This window comes from Clostridium bornimense, assembly GCF_018917145.1.
Classification (GTDB): domain Bacteria; phylum Bacillota; class Clostridia; order Clostridiales; family Clostridiaceae; genus Clostridium_AN; species Clostridium_AN bornimense_A.
Map to the genome: position 1 here is coordinate 1 of NZ_JAHLOD010000043.1, position 17,603 is coordinate 17,603.

Here is a 17,603-nt window from a genome sequence, read left to right on the forward strand (position 1 = left end):
GTAATCTTTTGCTGCTTTGATTTTATCTTCAAAAGAATATTTATATTGTTTGCCCATAAAAAATACCTCCAAAGTAGATTTTGGTTATTTACCATGTCTACTTTAGAGGTATCATATCAAACAGCTTTTTATTTAGCAATAGTTCTTTTTTTATTGTGCGAAACATTCAGAATAATTTGCGGAAAAAGCCTGACCTGGTGCCATGGAAACATGTCCAGATTCATATGGGTTACCATTTAGAGTTATTATAGCTTTTGATACTCCAAAGTTATAGCAAAAGGTGTTTATTGTAGCTGTTAATACATAATATTCGGAAGTTGAGCCTACTCTTGTCGTATCAATAAATTTATCTCCAAAATTTATTGTAATCATATCGTTATTTTTATCTAAGTTTGCAGATTTAACATATGCATCTTCTGGTATTGCATTTATAGATGAATCTTTTAATGAATCTACTAAGGCTTTGGTTAAAGCTCCATCTGTAACTTCTATTTCTTTATCAAAGTAACTTATATGAAATAAAATACAAATAACCACAATTTATATAAGAACTTTAAAGTCGATAAATAGGACTTAAAAAAGCTTTTTAGGTGATAAAAAATGACAAATAAATAGAATGAACCATTATATAATCAAAGTATATACAAATGTAAATATTTTTATAAAAAAATGGGGTGGATTTATGAAAATAATTGGGGAAATCGTAAAAAGTTTTACTAAATTAGGGGGAGGTATGATTTTTATCGATTTAATATTACTCGTATTGATTGTAGTTCTTGTTAAATGTATAAAGATAAAAAAAGTATATGAAGATTTTTCTAAGCAATTAAGATTATATGATGGAGATGAAAAAATATACAATAAAAATGATGTGCTGAAATCTATTGTAGATAGTTTCATTAGAGCAGCGGAATCAGGAATAACTAAAATAAATTTAAAGGCAATTATAAATAAGAATTTGGGTAAATCATTAATTAGTGGAGAGAAAAATATAAAAATATATAGTTTTTTAATAAAAGTTTTAGGAGTAATCGGTACATTTTTAGTTATTATGACAACAGCAATAGAATATGAAAAAGTAGTAATTTCTCAAATTGTAATAGCATTTTGGCCGATAGTTTTTGCTTTGATAGCTGATTTTTTACTAAAAATAGTAAATATCATTATTATAAAGAGAAGAGAAGAATTTTATTTTCTTTTAGAGGACTTTTTAGAAAATGATATATATAGTTTATATAGAGAAAAGCAAAATATAGAAATTACTAAGATAAGTGATCTTGAAAAAAAGATAGAAGATTTAGAGAAGATAATAGAAAAATCTTCCAGCAATTCGCAAAAAGCTTCTATTATTTTAAATGATTCTACAAATAAAATAAGGTATAATTTTAATTTGTTACATAGTGATTTACTTAAGGTTCATGAGTTATTAAGGAAAAGATGGTAGTATTAAGCAAAAAGTAGTCCTTGAATAAAATATTGGTATTTAATATAATCTTTTTATACATTAAACGAAGGAGGGATTATATGAAAGAAAAAAAGTCGCCAAAAAAATCATGGATATATTATTATGTTATGACATTCATTGTTGTAGTTCTATTAAATACAGTGGTTTTTCCTTTTATTTCTCAAAGAGAAGTAAAAGAAGTTGGATATAATAATTTTTTAGAGGATTTAGAAAAGGGAAAAATTTCTGAAGTTGCAATGGGAGATAAACAAATAGTTTATTCTATTAAAGATAGTAAAGGAAATGAAAAATTATATAAGACTGGTGAGTGGCCAGATGATGATTTAGTAAATCGTTTGAAAGATGCAGGGGTTAAGTTTTCAGCAGAAATTCCAAAACAAGCTTCACCAATGTTGAATTTCTTTATGACTTGGATATTTCCTATATTGATTTTCTTCATTTTAGGACAATTATTATCTAGAACATTGATTAAAAAGATGGGTGGTGGAGGAAATGCCATGACCTTTGGGAAGGCTAATGCTAAAATTTATGTAGAAGCACAAACAGGAAAGACCTTCCAAGATGTTGCTGGACAAGATGAAGCAAAAGAAGCATTAACTGAAATAGTTGATTTCCTTCATAATCCTAATAAGTATTCTGAAATTGGAGCAAAGCTTCCTAAAGGAGCACTGCTTGTAGGACCTCCGGGAACAGGTAAGACATTGCTTGCTAGAGCTGTAGCTGGAGAAGCGCAAGTACCATTTTTCTCTATATCAGGATCAGAATTTGTAGAAATGTTTGTAGGAATGGGAGCAGCAAAAGTACGTGACTTATTTAAACAAGCTAATGAAAAAGCACCATGTATAGTATTTATTGATGAAATTGATACTATCGGTAAAAAGAGAGATAATGGCGGTATTGGTGGCGGTAATGATGAAAGAGAACAAACATTAAATCAATTATTAACCGAAATGGATGGTTTTGATGGTAAAAAGGGAGTTGTTATATTAGCAGCGACAAATAGACCAGACTCTTTAGATAAAGCATTATTACGTCCAGGTCGTTTTGATCGTAGAATACCAGTAGAACTTCCTGATTTAAAAGGAAGAGAAGAAATATTAAAAGTTCATGCTAAAGGTGTTAAGATTTCAGAAAATGTAGATTTCAACACTATTGCTAGAGCTACATCTGGAGCATCAGGAGCAGAACTTGAAAATATTATTAATGAGGGTGCTCTAAGGGCAGTTAGAATGGGTAGAGAAATAGTACTTCAAGAAGACTTAGAAGAAAGTGTTGAAGTTGTTATTGCAGGATATCAAAGAAAAGGTGCAGTAATTTCACAAAAGGAAAAAGAAATTATTGCATATCATGAAATTGGGCATGCATTAGTAGCTGCTAGTCAAACAGATTCTGCCCCAGTTCACAAGATTACCATTATTCCAAGGACATCAGGAGCTCTTGGATACACTATGCAAGTGGAAGAAGGAGAACATGTCCTAATGAGTAAAGATGAAGCTTTCAACAAGATAGTGACATTTACTGGTGGACGTGCAGCAGAAGAGTTAGTATTTGGCTCTGTAACTAGTGGTGCATCTAATGATATTGAACAAGCAACTAAACTTGCTCGTGCTATGATATCTAGATATGGTATGAGTGAACACTTTGATATGGTAGCATTAGAAACAGTAACAAATCAATATCTTGGTGGAGATACATCACTTGCTTGTTCAAATGAAACAGCAACAAAAATTGATGAAGAAGTAATAGCAACAGTGAAAAGTGCTCATGAAAAAGCTATAAACATTTTAAAAGATAATATGGCAAAACTTCATGAATTATCTGCATACCTTTTAGAAAAGGAAACAATAACTGGAGAAGAATTCATGAATATATTAAATAATAAATAAAAGAATTGAAGTTACATGAAAGTGTAAATTTCAGTGTTTTCTTAGACTGATTACTGACAATTAGACAGTAGAAAAGGAGATGTCGCATTAACAAATGAAAAGTTTTGTTAGCGATATCTCCTTTTATTATGACACAGATCAGGGCACAGGTTAGATGGCACAAGGCACAAGTGAGGTTAATTTTCCCCGGTGGGGAAAATATCATATGTTTAATTCACAATTCAAACAATTCGCAATTCACAATGTAAGAAAACTAACTTATTCTATACATACACTGTGCACTGATATATACCTGTGCCTTGTGCCTACATACTTGTACCTTGCGCTTTGATCTTACTCCTTTGTGAGATACCCCCTTTTTTACTGTTGCAATACTTTAAAATATCCTTGTTCATGTAGACATACAGGACAAACCAAAGGTGCATCAGTACCTTCTAAAATAAATCCACAGTTAGTGCACATCCATGTTACAGAAGTATTTTTCTTAAATAAGGTACCTTCACGAAGATCTTTTTCATATTCTGCAAATCTAGTTCCATGAACTTTTTCTATAGATGCAATATCATTAAAAAGTTTAGCTATAGCATCAAAGCCTTCATTTTTAGCTGTTTCTGCAAAAGATTTATATACTTCATCATGTTCATGAAATTCTCCTTCTTTTGCATGTTGTAATTCTTCTAAGGTTGTATCAAATTTACTTACAGGATAAGCTGCATCTATTTCTATTTCTTCACCTTTAAAATCTTTTAATGCTTTCATAAACCTAGAAGCATGAGCTAATTCTTGTTTTGCTGTATAGTTAAATATTTCTTCTATTATGTATAGTTTTTCTTTTCTAGCAGTTTCAGCAGCTATAGCATATCTTGTTCTAGCTTGAGATTCTCCAGCAAAAGATCTCATTAAATTAATTCTTGTTTCACTATCTTTAAATTCCATAAAAAGTATCACTCCTTAATTATAGTTTTAGTATTATTAAAAAAAATATGTTATTAAAAATAAATATTTAAAATTTTACAAAAGCTATATACAGGAATACTTTTTTCATTATATTATATAAAATGTATACATAAAGTGAGGTGTCATCATATGAAAGAACATAGTTTAGTATTAATCAAACCTGATGGTGTTGAAAAGAAGGTAGTTGGTAAAATAATTTCTATTTACGAAGAAAATGGATTAGAAATAGCAGATATGAGATTAGTAAGACCAACTAGAGAAATTGCAGAGAAACATTATGAAGAACATGTAGGAAGAGAATATTTCCCTAGATTAATTGAATGTATAATTAGTGGACCTGTAATTGCGTTAGTATTAGAAGGAGAAGATGCGATTGCTAAAGTTAGAAAGTTAAACGGGGCAACAAATCCTGATAATGCAGAAGAAGGAACAATAAGAAAGTTGTATGCTACTAATGGTACTATAAATACGGTACATGCATCAGATTCTGTAGAAAATGCAAATCGTGAAATTAGCATCTGGTTTAACTAATTAAAAGGGTTCCCTCAATAACGATTGAATTTCGCTTGAGGGAACCCTTTTAATTTATAGTTTAGATATATTCATTTTTGTTACTAGCAAATTAGAGTTAAAGTACGGCTTGTCTTTAGTGATACCAATAAAGTCATCGCCAAACATAGAGTATATATTATTAGAAATATTAAACTCTGGCAATTTGCCTAAAAGATTTTCTCCGTCAGTTAAATAAGACATTTGAACTGGTGAAGCATAATCACCGTTATTAGTGTAATCACCACCACTTAAGATTATTACTAATATTCCTAAATTACCATTTAGCAATTCTTTTAGTGTTTTATCCCCTGGCTTTGCAGTTAAATCTATGTTAGATAAAGATGGAACATCATCATAATTTCCAGTAGCAGCTGCAGTTAGTGGAAAATTAAATTGTTTTGAAGTTTTTTTATCAGTATAAGGATTTTCTATTATGCCATTTTTAATAAGAGTGCAAATATCATTATCAATAACAGTACCTTCTGTATCGAAAAAAGGAGTAAGAATATTATTTTTACTACGATCTATTGATAATGTAAAATCTTCTGAGAAAGCTTTTTTGCCAATTTTATCATGAAAAATAGATGATTTTCTACCGATAGATTCTCCGTTTAGTGATTCTATAAACTTAGTACTTATTTCATTAAAGTCAAGTATAACTGGGACTTTTCCAGTAGGTAAAGTTTTTAATGTAGTAAATGCATCTAATTGTTTTCTTGCTTCACATAAAAAAGATTCTTTATCAAATTTACGACTAATATTTATTAATCCACTATCAAAAATATTAAGAGAAGATTTATGTTTAATGATTATTTCTAAGTTTACGCAACTATCATAATTTTTATAGTTTAATCCTACGTCATTAGTTAATGATGTTTCGGTTTCTATGAATTTAATTTTATTGCTAAAAATAAAGTCGGGATATTCATTTCTTAATGTTGATAATAAATCGTCCATATCGTGTACAAAAGTTTCAGAAGAAGGATTGTATTCTCTTAAGTCACGTTCTCTAACTTTATTTTTTTCTACTTCAAAGTTATATGGAATTTTTAGATTAAGATTTCTTTTTGCAGTGGCCCAAGTTTCATCAGTAACTTTACCTAAAGAGCCAGCAATACCAATATATCCATTTTCATATACTCTGCATCCATTTTTAGTTATAGATTTTTTTATTATAGAATCTATTTTACTTTGTGAAATACTAAGAGATATTTCCTTAGTTATTTCTTTATATAGTTCTTGTATCATCGATTTTCCTCCTTTATTATTGAACATTTATTTCATTTACACGGATATATGGACCGCCAAGACCAACTTTTAATGGATATTGTTCCATTTTACCGCAACCACCAAGGGCAAATGAGAAGAGTTCAACTTTATCAGATATTCCATCAATTTTGTTTAATGTGGACATAACATTACCAGTAATTACAGAGATTTTTACAGGTTCTGAAATTTTACCATCACGAATCATATAAGCTCTAGCAGGTGCAATAGTGAAAGTTGTCATACCAGAACCATGACGAATAGTATCTATGAATATACCTTCTTTAATTTTCTTAAAAAGAGATTCTTTTGTTTCGGAACCTTTATCTATAAATGTAGTAGTCATTCTAACTAATGGCTCATATAAGAAGTTTAAAGCTCTTGCGTTTCCTGTTAATTCTTCTTCTAATATTGTAGCAGTAGTAGAACTATGAAGGCGACCAGTTAAAATACCATCTTTTATTATATAGTTCTTTTGGCACTTTGTACCTTCATCGTCAAAAGGAACATATCCTGCACCTTCTATAGATCCAGTGTCAATAATATTTAGAATATTAGCACCTACCTTTTTTCCTAAAACCCATTCTTTTTTCATAGTTTCATCACCAACCATAAAGTCAGATTCACTTTTGTGACCAAAACTTTCGTGAGCAAAAACTCCAGTGGCAACTGGGGAAAGTATACAAGTATAGTTACCAGGTGTTACTGCTGTTGCATTAGAAATATAGTCGATATCTTTTTTTATTTCATTAACTATAAGGTATTCTTTATTGAAAAGTTCAGTGAAGGTTGTTCCAGAAATATCAGTACCACCATTAAAAGGTTCATTTTTGACATTTACGGTGTATCTAGGGCAAATTGAACAAGTTTGAATATCAAAAATTACATCAGTTCCTTTACTTGATATAATGTGCTTTTCTGTATGATTATCTAAATAATATAATTTACAGTTCTGAATTTCCTTAAAGTTTTTTAAGGTAGGGACATAGGAATTGAGAATATTGATTTTATCTTTGTTACTAACTTTAGAAATATTGCAATCTTTATATTTAAGATAAGAGCCTTTATTTATTTCAAGTTTTTTAACGATAGGGTTATTTTCTATATCATCATTAACTTTAGCCATTTGAGATAGTGAATCTATTTCACTTTGGATATTTTCTATTTCTGTTGTAGAACTGTAGTACCAACGATTACCATCAAATAATCGAATTATTGCACCGGTTTCAGTTTTACTGTTATTTTGTTTTAATTTGTAATTATCTAAGACTATTTTTGTACTATATATTGTTTCAATACGAATATCTGTATAGAAACCTTTTGGAAAGTTATACATCAATAATATTCCTCCTTTTACTTTTTATTTAATTATAGCATTATTGAAACAACCTTTAACAGGAATTTAACGCTATTGCATAGATAAATTTAACAAAGGAAATCTAATATTCAAAGTAGAGGGTATTAACAAAATAAATTTTAACTTTAGGAGGAGTGTAATGAAGGATGGTAATGGAAAATTGAACAAGTCTTCTATGATGATGGGGGTATTAGCATGTGCAGCATTATCAATACCTACTACAGTAGTAATATTTTTAGCATTACTTGTTATAGGGAAAATAGTATTTTCTATGAGTTTAATATTTTATGATTCAATGATTGTAGATATAACTACAGATGACAGGGTAGATGAAGTATTTTCAAAAGGGTATGCTTGGGGGGGATATATAGGTAGCTGTGTACCTTTTATTATAAGTCTTTTAATAATTCTTAAGGCAGATTACATCGGTATAAGCACATACGTTGCAACATCAATAGCTTTTATATTAAATGGATTATGGTGGTTTATAGTTACAATTCCACTTGTGAAAAATTATAAACAAATTCATTATGTTGAGAGATCTAACAATACTATTTTAGGCAGTATAAAAAGACTGTCACATATATTTAAAGAAATAAAAAACAATAGAAAGGTGTTTATTTTCTTAATATCATTTTTCTTTTATATAGATGGAGTTTATACAATAATTGAGATGGCAACATCTTATGGAAAAGATGTTGGGATTACTGATAATAGCATGCTTATGGCATTATTGCTAACACAAGTAGTAGCATTTCCTTTTTCTATTTTCTTTGGTAAGCTATCAAAAAAATTTAAAGTTAAAGATTTAATTTCTATGTGTATAGCAGCATATTTTTTAATAGCATTATTTGCTCTTCAATTAGATACAGCTATTGAATTTTGGATATTAGCAACTTTTGTTGGTGTTTTTCAAGGTGCAATACAAGCATTATCACGTTCATATTATTCTAAGATAATTCCAAAAGAAAAATCTAGTGAGTATTTTGGGATATATGATGTTTTTGGAAAAGGGGCATCTTTTGTAGGTACAATGATAATGGGCTTATCAACACAAATTTTTGAAAGTTCTAAAGCTGGAGTAGTTGGTATTGCAGTAATGTTTGTATTAGGATTTATATTATTTAGAGTGCAAGGAAAGAGTGAGATAGAGCTGGAAGCTGAGTATGTATAGAACAAATGTATATTAATATCTGTTCTAGTTAAGTAGTGGTACTTTTTTATAGTAACTTTAATTCTCAAAATTTATAATAGCAGAAAAAGAAGTTATTTCAGATGATGAAGGAACAACTGAAGATGAAACAGTTGGAACAGAAACTGAAGGAACTACAGGTAATGGATCTGGTTCAAATGGATCAGGATCAAATAATAATGGAGCTACTGGTACAACAACAGGAACAACAAACACTGGTAGTACAACAACTACAACAAATAAAAAGCCAGCTACAACATCAAATAAGTTAGTAGCAACAGGAACAGTAGCAAGCACATCAGTATTAACAATGTTAGGGTTAATATTAAGTGGTGTAGGTGCAACATTATTTGTTAGAAGAAGATAGTATATAGGATAGGAAGCTGTGATATAGAATTGTATATCACAGCTTTTTAATGTGCTAGAAATATATTACCAAGGCTCGATAATTAACAATACGTCATTTTTATTTCCAACTAGTCCAACGATAGGCTCTGAAGAGGTTCCAAAGTCATGAGAAAAATTATTATCATCGGAAAGAGAAAAATGATACTTAACTACAAATCCATAGAAGCTACCTTCGCTATTATCCACAGGGGTAATAACCTTAGGTTCCATAGATAAAACTGTAAAGTTAATTTCATTAATAGAATTTACTGAATTAGTGGAAAGTGTAGTGTAAAAATTAATTAGCTTATCTTTAGAGTTACCAAATAAGTTTGTTGTATAGTTACTGTACTGAGAATTAGCAATTCTTAATGAGTCTGATAAGCTAGTAGTTGAGAGAAAATCTTTCATTGTATCTATAAAATATTCTTTTTGAATATAATATTGTTCTGTAGCAAAATACTGATAAGTATCTGGATCTGTTATTTCAGACAAAGTACATTGTAATTGACTATTCCTAATACTCTCAAGGGCTAATTCAAAAGGTTTATTATAATTAGGACTAGAGGTATTAGGATAAGAAGATGGGACATAGGCTTCAGTAGAATTATTAATAGTAGCATCAATATCATTATTAGCAGAAGAAAATTGATTTTTAATTATTCTTAAATAATGAGTAAGGGGTTTATTATTACTATATGCAAATGTTAGTAATGATACAAAACTAATAATTCCTATGGTCAAAATAAATAGTGCTGTAGTAATAAAAAATTTTTTAATCTTTTTCATAAAAACTCCTTTGTATAACAGTATTTACAACTATTATACATAAAAATACATAATAATCATATATGATATAATAAGATAAAAACGAATAGAGGTATATGTAGATGAAAAGCATTGGATTTATTGGAATTGGTGTTATGGGAAAACATATGGTGAGAAATTTAATGAAAAAAGGATATGAGGTTTCTATATATAGTAGAACTAAGAGTAAGGCTAAGGAAGTTATGGAAGAAGGGGCTAAGTGGTGTGATGATATAAGAAGTTGTGTAAAAGACAAAGATGTTGTTATTACTATAGTTGGATATCCAAAAGATGTAGAAGAAGTATATTTTGGAAGAGATGGAATAATAGAAAATTCTAAAAAGGGTGCTATTTTAATTGATATGACAACTACTAGTCCTAAGTTATCGCAAAGAATTTATAAAGAGAGCAAAGAAAGAAATATATTTTCATTAGACGCTCCAGTTTCAGGAGGAGATATTGGTGCAAAAAATGGTACATTATCTATAATGGTAGGTGGAGATGAAGAGGTATTTGATGAATCGTTAGATGTACTAAAAGCTATGGGAACAAATATAATTTACGAGGGAGAAGCTGGAGCTGGTCAACACACAAAGATGGCAAACCAAATTGCAATAGCTGGTACAATTGCAGGAACATGTGAAGCAATTGCTTATGGAAAAGCTAATGGTCTTGATACAAGAAAAATGCTAGATAGTATAAGTGGGGGAGCAGCAGGAAGTTGGCAGCTAAAAAATAATGGTGAAAATATATTAGATGGAAATTTAAATCCTGGATTTTATATAAAACATTTTATTAAAGATATGAAAATTGCTGATGATGAAGCAGAAAGTAAAAAGCTTTCATTAGATATATTAAAAGATGTTCTTAAAATGTATAAGGAACTTGAAGATGAAGGCATGGGTGATTTAGGTACACAAGCTTTAATTAAGCATTACAGTAAAAAGTAATATATTATATATAGTAAAAGTCTATCTAAAAATAAGTAACGATAGACTTTTATTTATTATTCAGATATAGGAATTATTAGAATATTACCGTAAATAGATATATTACCAGTATAGGATGAAGATAATAGAATATTAATAGTTTTAGAACTTGTAAGCGCTTCAACTAAAAAAGATCCAGAAGCAGTTCCGTTGCCAACACTTTCAGGGGTAGTGATACCGGTTGATGCAGCATAACTTATAAATGTTGTATCAATATATGGAATGCATTGAAAAAAGCTTTTTATATTTTCAGTAGCACCTATAGTACATGAAATACTATAGGATACAAGATATACATGACCTATTGCTAAAGTTATTATAGTATTAGTATCATCTAATAAAGTAAGATTTCCTTTATTATAGAGCATATCAAAAGGAATATTAGTATTTTGTTGAATGGTAGCTAATGTTAAATATTCAGCATAGGAAGTATTATTTACAGCAGCAGGGCCAGTAGGACCGGTGACACCAGTAACACCAATACGGCCAGTGGCGCCAGTAACACCAGTGGTTCCTGTTATCCCAACAGTTCCGGTAGCCCCAGTAATACCAATGCCAGTAGCACCTGTAACACCAATGCCTGTTATTCCAATAGACCCAGTAGCTCCAGTGACTCCAGTAGTTCCTGTTATCCCAATAGTTCCTGTAACACCGGTAATACCAGTAACACCAGTGGTTCCAGTTATTCCAACAGTTCCAGTAGCACCAGTTAAACCAATGCCAGTAATTCCAGTAGCACCAGTAATACCAATAGGACCAGTAGCGCCAGTAACACCAGTGGTTCCGGTAATACCAATAGCCCCGGTAATACCAGTAACACCAGTGGTTCCAGTTATTCCAACAGTTCCAGTAGCACCAGTTAAACCAATGCCAGTAATTCCAGTAGCACCAGTAATACCAATAGGACCAGTAGCGCCAGTAACACCAGTGGTTCCGGTAATACCAATAGCCCCGGTAATACCAGTAACACCAGTGGTTCCAGTTATTCCAACAGTTCCGGTAGCACCAGTAATACCAATTCCAGTAATTCCAGTAGGACCAACAGCCCCGGTAACGCCAATCCAAGCAGCTCCAGTAGCACCAGTAATACCAATACCAGCAATCCCAGTAGGACCAGTGGTTCCAGTTATACCGATAGCCCCAGTAGCGCCAGTAATACCAATGCCGGTAATTCCAGTAGGACCGATAGCTCCAGTTAAACCAATACGACCAGTGGCGCCTGTAACACCAATGCCTGTTATTCCAATAGACCCAGTAGCCCCAGTAATACCAATACCGGTAATCCCAGTAGTTCCGGTAGCGCCAGTAATACCAATGCCAGCAATTCCAGTAGGGCCAGTGACACCAGTAATGCCGATGCCAGTAGCGCCGTTAATACCAGTAACACCAGTGGTTCCAGTTATCCCAACAGCTCCGGTAGCACCAGTAATACCAATAGAACCAGTAACACCTGTAATTCCGACAGCTCCAGTAGCACCGGTAATACCAATAGACCCGGTAGCGCCAGTTATACCAATGCCAGCAGCTCCAGTAGCCCCAGTTAAACCAATACGGCCAGTGGCGCCAGTAACACCAGTGGTTCCTGTTATCCCAATAGGCCCGGTAGCACCGGTAATGCCAACAGCACCAGTAACTCCAGTAGGTCCAGTGATGAACCGAAGTCTTTTTGGTGGTGGTGGATCTGGACGACAACAATGACATCTATTATTGCATGAATATGAATTATAACAAGAACAATCATTATAGTATGAAGAAGAATAAGACATGAAAACCTCCTAACAATATTAATTACAATATTATTGTATGCTTATTGTTAGAAAATGAAGTAAGTAATTTAATGCTGTTAATTAAAGGCTAAGTGAAATCCTATCACCAGTTGTATCTCCAACGTAGACAGGATGTTGAAGGTTGTTTCTTTCAATAATAAGTTTATTATTTTCTCCTTTAGGAAGACCAGTGACTCCAGAGCACTCTATATCTGTAAAGTATTTATCAAGTTTATGGGCTTTGAAAAAACATTGTATGTATCCATCTTGACAATTACTTACTATAAATAACTTATATTTTTTCGATAAACATTTAAGGGTATCTTCAACCTTAGGATATAATTTTCCACCATGGTTACCTAAGTATACTACTTCTGCTTTACAGCATTCTCTCATTAGTTGCATTTGTAACGTTTCATTTAGATTAGGAAATAACTTTTTACCTGCCTTATCTATTGTAAGACCCATGCAATTTTTCATGTCATTAGGTGTTATAACTTTATCTATATTGGGATAATTAGCTAATACTGTTTTCCATACAGTACAAACACCTTCTATAGAATTCCAAAGTGTTCCGTCTAAATCAAATATAATACTATCGATATTCATAATTTTATACCTCTCAAGAAATGTTTTTCTATATTATACCATATACAGGAAAAGTACTGATGAAATATAAGTTGCTCATTGTAAAAAAATAGTCTAAAATACAAATAATATAAGAATTCTAGAGTGGAGGGAATATTAATGAAAAATAAGAGTAAGCTATTTCTATCAATGTTGGTTAACCCTTTGTTTATTATAGTGTATGGTATTGCATGGCGAGAATTATTTTTATTATGTCAATATGGATATTTACAACGTAATATTCCTATATTATTTTGTTGCGGACTATTTTTTCTAATTTGGCTAATATGGTTTATTATAAGGTGCATTAGAAAAAAGAAATTCGATATAAACGAAAAGTACAGAAGATTTTATAACGTATGGATATGTGTAGCGTTAGTAATAATAGTATCTATAACAGGAGTATTTGGATATAGAGTATATGAAAGTGGAAAAAAGGGTCAAGGATATTTAGGTAGTAAATTGGATGACTTGAAATATACTAAAAAGATTACATATAAAAATAAAAATAAAATATATAAAGATGGGTTGATAGGAATTATTGATAATATTGCTAAAAAGGTAGATTTGCCTAAAGATATTTATATTGGAAGTTTAGATATAACATTTCAAAAGGACGGAACTATTACTAGTTTCTCAGGATCTTTATATGATAAAAAAGAAAAAGATAAGATTACTTTATTTGATTATAGCAAAAGTTTGTCAGATAAGATTGAAATACATTTAGATAATTATGGTAATACTGAACCGGAAAAAGATTATAAATTCAGTGAATTAAATAAATTATTAAATACTATTCCTATAAAAAATGATGTTGAAAGATGGAGTGGAGAAGAAGAGTATGGAATCATTTATAGGGGAGAAAGAAATTGGGAGTATGATGAAAGCGGTATTGTATATATTGATGCAAATGGTAATGTTCGAGAAGCTACTAAGGCTTTATCTGAGATAAAAGGTAAAACTATATCAGTATATGTACCTAATAAAGAAGATACCATTACACCTAGAAGATATAATTTGGTAAATAATATAAAGTGTATAGAAGCTGAAGATTATATTGGAACCTCTGTGGAATCAGAAGAGGATACAGAAGATACATTGAAAGTTGGCGAGTCAGAGGTTGAAGAAGATGGATCAATATTATATAAATTTAATGAAAATATAGAATATAGATTAGAAGTAACTGATGCATCTTTAGGTAGTAGAAGTTATGCATTATATAAGAAGGACAGTGGAAAGGAAAATTTATGGACAGAGATAAATAGTTGCCCCTTTAAAATGGCTATGGGACAAGCTGCTTCAATAACTTTTATAAATGAAGACTTAGGATTTTTAGTTCTCTCTTATAGTGGAGGAATTTCAGGAAAGTTATTTAGAACAGAAGATTGGGGAAAATCCTACGAAGAGATAGAAGTGAAATCAGAAACAAGGGAGTTTATGGGAAGTCAATATACTCCATTTGATTTTCCAGAGAGGATATATGAGAAAGATGGTTATTTATATATGAAGGTTGGTCAAGGAAGTGACGGAGATTATAATGGTAACTCTATGGGGTTATATAAATCAAAAGATAAAGGTAAAACCTGGGAGTTTGAAAAAGAAGTAAGTGGAGAATACAACTAGTTTTATTAATGCAGTCCAGAAAAATAATATTCTTTATATGAAAATTGGACAAGGATATGATGGTGACTATAAAGGAATATATATGTTTAAAGATAATGATAAGGAATGGAGGTCTTTTAAAGTTTTAGAGAATTAAGTAGGAGATGATTAGATAATTGAAAATTGGAATGATAAAGAATAAAAAGGCGATAATGATAGTTGTAATAGGGATGGTATTGTTGTTGTTAATATCAACAGATTACATTGTTGATGATTTTGGGGATTTATTATTTAGTAACAGGGATTCTTATCATATGAAGAGGGTGAAGTTAGAGAAGAATAATATTTATAAAGATGGATTTCAAGGAATATTAAATGATATATCATCACAGGTAAATATACCTAAAAAATTATATATAGATGATGAAGATTCTATAGATATAAGATTTGAAGTAGATGGCAAAATTAAGTATATAGATACAGAGTTATATGGAAAAGATGATAATGGAGATACTAAGATATACAATATTTATTACAATAAGGATCGTTATAATAAAATTAAAGTAAAATACAAAGATGAGTATAGGCGTAAGTATAAAAGAAAATATGGTGAAAATAGAAATATAGAAGTGTTTTTAAAAACTATGAAGGTAATTAACCTTAAGAATTCTATAAACCAATTTGGGAAATATGAAAGTAACAGTATATATGGGGTACTATATCAAGGAAAAAGATTTTTGGAAAGAGGGACTGAAGAAGTTAGATTTATTAATCGTGATGGAGAAGTAATAGATGAAAATGTTTGTGAGGATATAGTAAAAAGTACGGTGTCTGTTTATGTCCCAGGAGAAAATATAACCCCTATTAGGTACATATTAGTGAATAAAGATAGTGAAAAAGAAAAAATAAGTAACAGAATTGAGAATAGTAGAAAGATTTCAATGAACAATGGAGAAGAACATGTATTTGAAAATGGAGATATAGTTTTTAAGATAGATGAAAATATAAGATTTTATTTAGAGAAAATTAGCAAAGGATGTTATTCAAATCTATATAACTTATATAAGGTTGATGATAATAACTATAATATTGTTAATAATGATATTTTTATTAGTGATTTTAAAGATGTATATAAGATGAAATTTTTTAATGAAAAAGTAGGTTTTTTATTTACTTGTGAAAATAAAAATAATGGAGGAATAGCAACTTTATATAGAACTGATGATGGGGGGGAATCATTTTTTGAGGTAACATTTTCTAATGATGTAGATTCAGAAGAAGATTATAATGAGGACGATGATACTTGTGATTATCCATTAGATGTGTATATGGAATATGAAAAAGTATATTTGAAATTAGGAAAATCTATTGATGATAATGGAGAGGAGAAAATTATAGAATTAACACAATAAAAAAAGATAGATTCAATTTTGAATCTATCTTTATGGCTCCGTAGAGAGGGCTCGAACCTCCAACCTGTCGGTTAACAGCCGAATGCTCCACCATTGAGCTACTACGGATCAGTCACACTATTAATTATATCGTGTTTTTAAGATTTGTCAATAACTTTTTTTAAAAAAATATAAATATATTAATGATAAAGATATTTTATAAAATAGATGTTCTTATAGAAAGTATGTGAAGTAAAGTTAATATTACATTATTCTACAAATAAAATGCTTTTTCTATAAATATTTACAAATTCCTTAATGAGTGGTAAAGTAATATATGAAGGATATATTTTGATTAAATAGATAAAATTAGGAATATAAGGAGAAAGTAAATGAGAAAAAATTTAAGAAAACTAATTTGTACAACAACTGTTGCAGTAGTATTATTAGGAGCATCTAACGCTGTATTGGCAAGTAACTATAGTACATCAATTGGATGTAATGTTTCAAGTGGAAAAGTAAATTCAAAGTGTAATAATACATGGAAACACCACGATAGAAAGCCAGAATGCGGTACAACAAAACCAGAATGCGGTACAACAAAACCAGATTGTGATACAACAAAACCAAGCACAACAAAACCAGATTGTGGTATGACAAAACCAAGCACAACAAAATCAGATTGTGGTACGACAAAACCAAGCACAACAAAACCAGATTGTGGTACGACAAAACCAAGCACAACAAAACCAGATTGTGGTACAATAAAACCAAGCACAACAAAACCAGATTGTGATACAACAAAACCAAGCACAACAAATCCGGGTTCTGATACAACAAAACCATCTGTATCAGATAAGACAGAAGAAACAACAAAGCCATCAGTTGACAAGAATGAAACTACATCTACAGATAAAGATTCAAAGTCTAATATCACAACACCTGTAGTAAATAAAAATGAAAATAGTAATAAAGTAGAAGAAGCTACTTTAGGTGTAAGTGATATAAAGAAAGATAACAAAGATGCAAAGACAATAGATGGAGTAAAGACTGGAGATAATAATAAGCTTCCTATTCAAGTTTTTATAGGAACTATAGCTTCTGGAGCATTATTTGCTATAAATAGATTTTTAAGAAGATAGTGATAAAAAAGACTGTGAAAATATCTTAAGTGATGTTTCGCAGTCTTTCTATTTAGTTAATAATTATTAAGTAAATTTTAGTAGTTTTTCTATAACCGAATTTTTATCGTTAAAAATGAACCTTATTATGTATACGATAAATTTTAACTGAATAAATATAATATTACTTCAATGTAAAATATTGAGGTGGCTGAAGGTGAAAAGTATAATAATTATA

General features: G+C 30.4%; 16 protein-coding genes and 1 tRNA gene. 8 read left to right on the top strand and 9 right to left on the bottom strand.

All coding sequences use genetic code 11. The features are described 5' to 3' along the window. Window positions 1–150 precede the first annotated feature (150 nt). Window positions 151–537: a GerMN domain-containing protein gene (locus tag KQI30_RS13025; RefSeq protein ID WP_216463781.1), complete on the bottom strand. Its 387-nt coding sequence runs from the start codon at window positions 535–537 to the stop codon at window positions 151–153. Between the two features lie 145 nt (window positions 538–682). On the opposite strand from KQI30_RS13025, the gene KQI30_RS13030 reads away from it, so the two are divergent. Both KQI30_RS13030 and ftsH read left to right on the top strand, forming a co-directional pair. After that, window positions 683–1,444, top strand: a complete 762-nt coding sequence (locus KQI30_RS13030) for a hypothetical protein (RefSeq protein ID WP_216463782.1) — start codon at window positions 683–685, stop codon at window positions 1,442–1,444. 80 nt (window positions 1,445–1,524) lie between these two features. Then, window positions 1,525–3,351, top strand: coding sequence for an ATP-dependent zinc metalloprotease FtsH (gene ftsH / locus KQI30_RS13035; protein WP_216463783.1), 1,827 nt, complete (start codon window positions 1,525–1,527; stop codon window positions 3,349–3,351). A 360-nt stretch (window positions 3,352–3,711) separates the two neighbouring features. Here ftsH and rbr read toward each other — a convergent pair whose 3' ends face one another. Then, entirely contained in the window at window positions 3,712–4,287 is a 576-nt protein-coding gene (rbr, locus tag KQI30_RS13040; protein ID WP_216463784.1) for a rubrerythrin, read from the bottom strand. Between the two features lie 150 nt (window positions 4,288–4,437). Here rbr and ndk point away from each other — a divergent pair, with 150 nt between their 5' ends. Continuing rightward, window positions 4,438–4,839, top strand: a complete 402-nt coding sequence (gene ndk / locus KQI30_RS13045) for a nucleoside-diphosphate kinase (RefSeq protein ID WP_216463785.1) — start codon at window positions 4,438–4,440, stop codon at window positions 4,837–4,839. A gap of 54 nt (window positions 4,840–4,893) precedes the next feature. Here the strand turns inward: ndk and KQI30_RS13050 are convergent, their stop codons facing one another. Further along, window positions 4,894–6,108: a metallopeptidase TldD-related protein gene (locus tag KQI30_RS13050; protein ID WP_216463786.1), complete on the bottom strand. Its 1,215-nt coding sequence runs from the start codon at window positions 6,106–6,108 to the stop codon at window positions 4,894–4,896. A 16-nt stretch (window positions 6,109–6,124) separates the two neighbouring features. Continuing rightward, entirely contained in the window at window positions 6,125–7,462 is a 1,338-nt protein-coding gene (locus KQI30_RS13055; protein WP_216463787.1) for a TldD/PmbA family protein, read from the bottom strand. 160 nt (window positions 7,463–7,622) lie between these two features. Here KQI30_RS13055 and KQI30_RS13060 point away from each other — a divergent pair, with 160 nt between their 5' ends. After that, a complete protein-coding gene (locus KQI30_RS13060; RefSeq protein ID WP_216463788.1) occupies window positions 7,623–8,657 on the top strand; it encodes an MFS transporter in 1,035 nt (344 codons plus the stop codon). Window positions 8,658–8,714: 57 nt separating this feature from the next. On the opposite strand, the gene KQI30_RS13065 is transcribed toward KQI30_RS13060, so the two are convergent. Together KQI30_RS13065 and KQI30_RS13070 are read right to left on the bottom strand one after the other, a co-directional pair. Continuing rightward, window positions 8,715–8,972, bottom strand: a complete 258-nt coding sequence (locus tag KQI30_RS13065) for a hypothetical protein (protein WP_216463789.1) — start codon at window positions 8,970–8,972, stop codon at window positions 8,715–8,717. A gap of 135 nt (window positions 8,973–9,107) precedes the next feature. Beyond that, a complete protein-coding gene (locus KQI30_RS13070; protein ID WP_216463790.1) occupies window positions 9,108–9,851 on the bottom strand; it encodes a hypothetical protein in 744 nt (247 codons plus the stop codon). A 101-nt stretch (window positions 9,852–9,952) separates the two neighbouring features. Here KQI30_RS13070 and KQI30_RS13075 point away from each other — a divergent pair, with 101 nt between their 5' ends. Continuing rightward, a complete protein-coding gene (locus tag KQI30_RS13075; RefSeq protein WP_216463791.1) occupies window positions 9,953–10,819 on the top strand; it encodes an NAD(P)-dependent oxidoreductase in 867 nt (288 codons plus the stop codon). A gap of 56 nt (window positions 10,820–10,875) precedes the next feature. Here KQI30_RS13075 and KQI30_RS17200 read toward each other — a convergent pair whose 3' ends face one another. Both KQI30_RS17200 and KQI30_RS13085 read right to left on the bottom strand, forming a co-directional pair. Then, entirely contained in the window at window positions 10,876–12,624 is a 1,749-nt protein-coding gene (locus tag KQI30_RS17200) for an exosporium protein (protein ID WP_301281826.1), read from the bottom strand. Between the two features lie 81 nt (window positions 12,625–12,705). Beyond that, entirely contained in the window at window positions 12,706–13,233 is a 528-nt protein-coding gene (locus KQI30_RS13085) for an HAD family hydrolase (RefSeq protein ID WP_216463792.1), read from the bottom strand. A gap of 138 nt (window positions 13,234–13,371) precedes the next feature. Between KQI30_RS13085 and KQI30_RS13090 the strand changes: the two genes are divergently transcribed. Together KQI30_RS13090 and KQI30_RS13095 are read left to right on the top strand one after the other, a co-directional pair. Further along, window positions 13,372–14,874, top strand: coding sequence for a hypothetical protein (locus KQI30_RS13090; protein WP_216463793.1), 1,503 nt, complete (start codon window positions 13,372–13,374; stop codon window positions 14,872–14,874). A gap of 155 nt (window positions 14,875–15,029) precedes the next feature. Beyond that, a complete protein-coding gene (locus tag KQI30_RS13095; protein WP_216463794.1) occupies window positions 15,030–16,265 on the top strand; it encodes a hypothetical protein in 1,236 nt (411 codons plus the stop codon). Window positions 16,266–16,298: 33 nt separating this feature from the next. Here KQI30_RS13095 and KQI30_RS13100 read toward each other — a convergent pair. After that, a tRNA-Asn gene (locus KQI30_RS13100) sits at window positions 16,299–16,373 on the bottom strand. 263 nt (window positions 16,374–16,636) lie between these two features. On the opposite strand from KQI30_RS13100, the gene KQI30_RS13105 reads away from it, so the two are divergent. Beyond that, window positions 16,637–17,386, top strand: a complete 750-nt coding sequence (locus KQI30_RS13105) for a hypothetical protein (RefSeq protein ID WP_216463795.1) — start codon at window positions 16,637–16,639, stop codon at window positions 17,384–17,386. Window positions 17,387–17,603: the final 217 nt, after the last annotated feature.